This is a genomic window from Pleomorphomonas sp. T1.2MG-36 (genome assembly GCF_950100655.1).
In the GTDB taxonomy this organism is placed as follows: Bacteria; Pseudomonadota; Alphaproteobacteria; order Rhizobiales; family Pleomorphomonadaceae; genus Pleomorphomonas.
Map to the genome: position 1 here is coordinate 1 of NZ_CATNLY010000011.1, position 3,557 is coordinate 3,557.

Below are 3,557 nucleotides of genomic sequence, written 5' to 3' on the forward strand. Positions count from 1 at the left end.
TGCCTCCCGACCCAACGACACCAACCGCGCCCGACACGGCATGGACCATGTCGAGCACGATGACGGTGCAGGATCAGGTCGATTGGGCGAGAGAGCCGCTTCAGGTGCGGACCCTCTCCGATACGGCCGGGGCCTCCTCCAGGTCAGCGAGCAAGGAAGCGATCAGCGCATCCGGTGCCTTGAACCGGCCACGCCTCAGTTCTGGCGGGACGACCGCCTCGACCGCTTCCAGCTTTTCGGAAGGGTCCATACGGAGATAAATCTCCGTCGTGCGGATATCGGCATGACCAAGCCACAGGGCAACCTTCCGGATGTCGTGGGTCGCCTGCAGCATGACAACCGCGCAGCTATGCCGAAGCTGATGTGGCGAGACGCTTCGAAGACGTAGCGATGCGCAGGTCTCGGTTGCCTTGCCGACGTGTTTGTCGAGCACATATTCGAACCCAGCCCGAGTCATCGGCTGATCCTGGGCATTGACGAAGAGTTCCGGCACGCGCACCGCGCCCCTGATGCTCAACCATGCGCGGAGATCCCGCGCGGTGTCTTTCCAGAGCGGTAGGCAGCGCTCCTTGCGGCCCTTGCCCCGGATCATCACGCTTGCGCCGTGCTGAAGCGATAGGTTTTCGGTGAGAACACCGACCAGTTCGGAGACACGCAAGCCCCCGGCAAAGCACAGGTGCATCATCGCCCGGTCGCGCACACCCGAGCGTGTCGCCAGATCGGGGGCGTTGAGGATCGCGCGGACCTCCTCCATCGTCAGGTGACGGATGAGCTTCTGGTCGTGGCGCTTGCTCGGAATCGCATGAACCCGGCCGATCTGCTCCAAGGCGGAGGGTACCTTATGCTCCACATAGCGCATGAACGTCTTGATGGATGCGAGCCGCAGGTTACGTGTGGAAGCGCCGTTGCCGCGTTCCTGCTCAATATGGCCAAGGAAGGCTATGATCATCGGCGCGTCGAGATCTTCGATCATCAGGCGTGATGGACGGGTGCCCAGCCGTGTCGCGGCGAAGTCGAACAGCAGCTTGAAGCCGAAGGCATAGGTCTCGCAGCTCTGCGGGCTGTAGCCCCGCTGGCGCGGCATGTAGTCGCGCAGGAAGCCGGTGATGAGAGGGGCGAGCTTTGTCATGCGGCGCTCTCCCCGACCAGCATTTCCGCTGCCGAGGCGATATCCGTCATCATTTCCGGCGTCGCCTCAAGATACCAGTAGGTGTTTCGGATATCGGTATGGCCCAGATAGGTCGACAAAGCCACGAAGTGACGAGCGACCATGCCGCGTTGGGCGCCGCACTGTTCCAGAGCACGGGTTGCAAAGGTATGGCGAAGATCGTGGATGCGAGGCCGCGGGTGTCGCTCCAACGCAATCCCAGCCCGTCGCAGGATCGAGCGGAACATGTTGTTCACGGTGGTCGGATAGAGTTTCCGGTGCTCGACGGAGGGGAACAGCCAGTCGCTCTCGCCAGCGTGTTGGCTGCGGACATCGAGATAGCGCTCGAGCGCCTCGATCACAGTCACATGTAGCGGTACGAGCCGGCTCTTGCGGAACTTGGTCTCGCGGATGTGCAAGACCCCGCCGGGCTGGATGTCGTCGAGCCTGAGCGCGAGAGCCTCCGAGACGCGCAGTCCCGTGGCGGCGATCAGCCCGAACAACATGACGTAAAGCGGGCGCCTCAAACGATCGTTCCTATACCGCCGGGCTTTTCCAGCCGCATCGAGGATGCGGGCGATCTCGCTCGGCGTGTAGATATAGGGGATCGGCCGTCCATGCCGGCTTCGCGCGACGTCGACACGCGGAATCTCATGCAGAGGATCCTCGGCGTGGAGGAAGCGCGCGAACAGGATCAGGTCCGTCAAACGCCGCTCGCGAGCGCCCGGCGTGCGGGCGACTGTCGCCAGCCAGGCGAGAACGGATGTAGCGCGGACGTGCGTTTCGTTCCGCTCCGTGGCGAAGCGCGCGAAGGCGTGAAGATGTCGTTCCGCCTTGACCAGCTTGTAGCCGAGCGTGCGGCGCAAAGTGATGTAGCGGTTTGCGTCGTCGTTCAGCATGGCAGCCTCCCGCCCCAGGGCTGCGCGATCTCCGACAGGAGGCCGATGTCGACCTTGGCGTAGAGCGCGGTGACCGATGGCGAGCGGTGCCGCAGCACGGCGCCGACGCCGGCAAGGCTGGCACCGCTCCGCAGCATCGCCGTCGCAGCGGAATGGCGCAGAACGTGAGCACCGCGATGAGCGCTCTTTATCTGAGCCCGGTCGAGAGCCCGCCGGACGATGCACTTCACGGCGATGCGGCTCAACGGGCGGACAGGCGCCGTCTCCGTCAGGAACACCCGCGTCGTTGCGATGCGTGGCCGCGCCCGCTCGATATAGGCAAGAATGGCCTCGCCAATCTCCTGGGTTAGCGGCAAGCGCTCTTCCCGCCGGACCTTGCCGGCAAGGGTTATGCGGCCGGTCCCCCAGTCTATCGCGTCGAAGGTGAGATTGGCGACTTCGCTCGCCCTGAGGCCGAGTCGGGCAAGGAGCAGGATCACGGCTCGGTCACGCAGACGGTCCTCTCCGTCGCAAGCGATCAGAAGACGGTCGAGGTCGGCTTGTCCGAGGAACCATGGTGTGGTCGCCAACCGCCAGCTTGCGAAGCTCGGAACCGCATGTTCCCGACCGACCGGACATTGTCCGATCGCCACGAGATATTTGAGGTAGGCGCGTGTTGCCACGGTGATGCCTTGCGCCCGCCCGCGGCCGTGCGGCCTCGCGCGAGCGAGCACGAAGCCGCGGATCGCGGCGGCGGTATATGCCGCCGGATCAGTGCCTAGCGACGCCAGCAGATCGACTAGAGTCGCCTGATAGGTATCGAGCGTCGAATCCTTGATGCCACGTTGCTCCTGCATCCAGCGTCGGAAGGCCGCGAGCGCGGGCCAGGTCTCCTCCAGCGACAGGTGACGCTCTGGAGGCAGAATGCTCTTCGCGCGCAGATAGGCGACGAACAGCGCGGCCGCTCCCTGCGGCGCGCGGGCGGTCTTGCCGCCCCGGAACACCGACGCCGATGCGGTGAGACCGTCGGCGAGCGTTTCTATCCCGAAGCCGGCCGCGCGAACCCAATCCCCCCACAATGCCAGCAGGCGCACAATCTCCGTTATCGTCGCCGCCGAGTAATTCCGCTGGGCGAGCCAGTCCTTGAAGCCGTCGGCATGTGGTTGCAGCCAGTTGATCCGGACATCGACACTGCGGCGATGTCTGCGCTTTCGCTTTGTCATCCTGTTTTCCTTCGAGGTGCTTGTTGGCGCCGGAAGAGCCCGGCACGTCGAGCAAATCGAAGGCTGCGGCACTATTCCATGCGGCAGGCGTTTTTGCTCCTCGACAGGAACCCAACCAGTCCGGCGGCGTAGGGCTGGGCGCGGTTGGTGTCGTTGGGTCGGGAGGCAGGGTGGCCGTGACGGCGGGAGGGTGACGCACCGGCGGCAATGAGCGTGCCGAGGAGGTACCGACCGCCAGCGTCGATCTCTGACGATCATGCGGCGAAGCCCCCAGGCGGCCTCTCTTTTGGGCTGGTCTGGCGCCGGCCC

The 3,557-nt window shown here is 64.7% G+C and carries 3 protein-coding genes; all 3 read right to left on the reverse strand.

Going from position 1 to position 3,557, the window contains the following annotated elements; translation table 11 throughout:
- Window positions 1-100: 100 nt before the first annotated feature.
- The 3 genes from QQZ18_RS07005 to QQZ18_RS07015 are packed head-to-tail and all read right to left on the reverse strand — an operon-like array spanning window position 101 to window position 3,248.
- A complete protein-coding gene (locus QQZ18_RS07005) occupies window positions 101-1,129 on the reverse strand; it encodes a tyrosine-type recombinase/integrase (RefSeq protein WP_284539450.1) in 1,029 nt (342 codons plus the stop codon).
- Window positions 1,126-2,046: a tyrosine-type recombinase/integrase gene (locus QQZ18_RS07010; RefSeq protein ID WP_284539453.1), complete on the reverse strand. Its 921-nt coding sequence runs from the start codon at window positions 2,044-2,046 to the stop codon at window positions 1,126-1,128. The genes QQZ18_RS07005 and QQZ18_RS07010 overlap by 4 nt, the downstream gene beginning before the upstream one ends.
- The gene (locus QQZ18_RS07015; protein WP_284539455.1) at window positions 2,040-3,248 is read right to left on the reverse strand and encodes a tyrosine-type recombinase/integrase; all 1,209 of its coding nucleotides are present in this window, start codon (window positions 3,246-3,248) and stop codon (window positions 2,040-2,042) included. Before QQZ18_RS07015 ends, QQZ18_RS07010 begins: the two co-directional genes overlap by 7 nt.
- Between the last annotated feature and the right edge of the window lie 309 nt (window positions 3,249-3,557).